The sequence below is a fragment of the Stenotrophomonas sp. NPDC078853 genome (genome assembly GCF_044901215.1).
GTDB classification, from domain to species: Bacteria; Pseudomonadota; Gammaproteobacteria; order Xanthomonadales; family Xanthomonadaceae; genus Stenotrophomonas; species Stenotrophomonas lacuserhaii.
Window position 1 is genome coordinate 1 of sequence record NZ_JBJDOQ010000038.1, and the last position, 1,631, is coordinate 1,631.

Annotated in this window: 3 protein-coding genes; all 3 read left to right on the forward strand. The window is 62.5% G+C overall.

From position 1 onward, the window contains the following. Positions 1 to 22 precede the first annotated feature (22 nt). Positions 23 to 628: a 50S ribosomal protein L4 gene (gene rplD, locus ACI2JH_RS19730; protein ID WP_042614229.1), complete on the forward strand. Its 606-nt coding sequence runs from the start codon at positions 23 to 25 to the stop codon at positions 626 to 628. Next, complete coding sequence (gene rplW, locus ACI2JH_RS19735; protein WP_042614228.1) at positions 625 to 924, forward strand: 50S ribosomal protein L23; 300 nt, start codon at positions 625 to 627, stop codon at positions 922 to 924. The genes rplD and rplW overlap by 4 nt, the downstream gene beginning before the upstream one ends. Positions 925 to 934: 10 nt before the next feature. Next, a partial coding sequence (gene rplB, locus ACI2JH_RS19740) for a 50S ribosomal protein L2 (protein WP_404737001.1) occupies positions 935 to 1,631 on the forward strand: 697 nt, incomplete at its 3' end.

A 1,631-nucleotide genomic window follows, 5' to 3' on the forward strand; every position in this document is an offset into this window, starting at 1 on the left:
CAAGGCATAAGGAGAGATGACGATGGAACTCGTTATCACGGGTAGCAACAACAAGGTCTCGGTCTCCGAAGCCGTGTTCGGTCGCGATTTCAGCGAAGATCTGGTTCACCAGGTCGTCGTCGCCTATCGCAACGCCGGTCGCGCTGGTACCAAGGCTCAGAAGACTCGTTCTGAAGTGGCTGGCACCACCAAGAAGTCGAAGAAGCAGAAGGGCGGCGGTGCGCGTCATGGCGCGCTGACGGCTCCGATCTTCGTCGGCGGTGGCGTCACCTTCGCGGCCAAGCCGCGCAGCTTCGAGCAGAAGGTCAACCGTAAGCAGTACCGTGCCGCCATGTGCGCGATCCTGTCCGAGCTGAACCGTCAGGGCCGTTTGACGATCGTGGAGGCCTTCGATGTCGAAGCGACCAACACCAAGTCGTTGATCGCCAAGCTGGCCGGCCTGGAAGTGGGCAAGCGCCCGCTGATCGTCACTGAAGATGCCTCCGAGCACCTGTACCTGTCGGCCCGCAACATTCCCTACGTGGAAGTGCGTGACGTGCAGGGCCTGGACCCGGTGTCGCTGGTCGGTGCCGATACGGTCATCATTACCGCTGACGCGGTCAAGAAGGTCGAGGAGTGGCTGGCATGAGCAGCAACGAGAAAATCTTCAGCGTGCTGCGCGCTCCGCGAGTCTCTGAAAAGACCGCGCGCCTGCAGGAACTTTCCAACCAGTATGTCTTCGAGATTTCGAACGAAGCCACCAAGGCCGATGTAAAGGCCGCGGTAGAGCAGCTGTTCGACGTCAAGGTCGAGGCCGTCAACGTGCTGAACGTCAAGGGCAAGAACAAGTCCTTCCGTAACCGCGCTGGCCGCCGTGGCGATTGGCGCAAGGCGTACGTGCGCCTGGCCGATGGCCAGTCCATCGATGTAACGGCCAAGGCCTGAGGTCCATCCCATGCCATTGATGAAATTCAAGCCCACTTCCCCCGGCCGCCGTTCGGCCGTGCGCGTGGTTACGCCCGATCTGCACAAGGGCGCACCGCACGCAGCGTTGCTGGAGCCGCAGAGCAAGTCCGGTGGTCGTAACCACCACGGTCGCATCACCACCCGTCACGTTGGTGGTGGTCACAAGCAGCACTACCGCGTCATCGATTTCAAGCGCAACAAGGAAGGCATTCCGGCGCGCGTGGAACGGATTGAATACGATCCGAACCGCACCGCCCATATCGCCCTGCTGTGCTACGTCGATGGTGAGCGTCGCTACATCATCGCACCGAAGGGCCTGAAGGCCGGTGACCAGGTGATCGCGGGCTCCGATGCGCCGATCAAGGCAGGCAACACGCTGCCGCTGCGCAACATCCCGGTCGGTACCACCATCCACGGCATCGAACTGAAGCCGGGCAAGGGTGCACAGATCGCTCGTGCCGCCGGCGCCGCCGTGCAGCTGGTTGCTCGTGAAGGCATCTACGCCACCCTGCGCCTGCGCTCGGGTGAAATGCGCAAGGTGCCGGTCGAGTGCCGCGCCACCATCGGTGAAGTCGGTAACGACGAGCACAACCTGGAAAAGCTGGGCAAGGCTGGCGCCAAGCGCTGGCGCGGTGTCCGCCCGACCGTTCGTGGTGCTGCCATGAACCCGGTTGACCATCCGCACG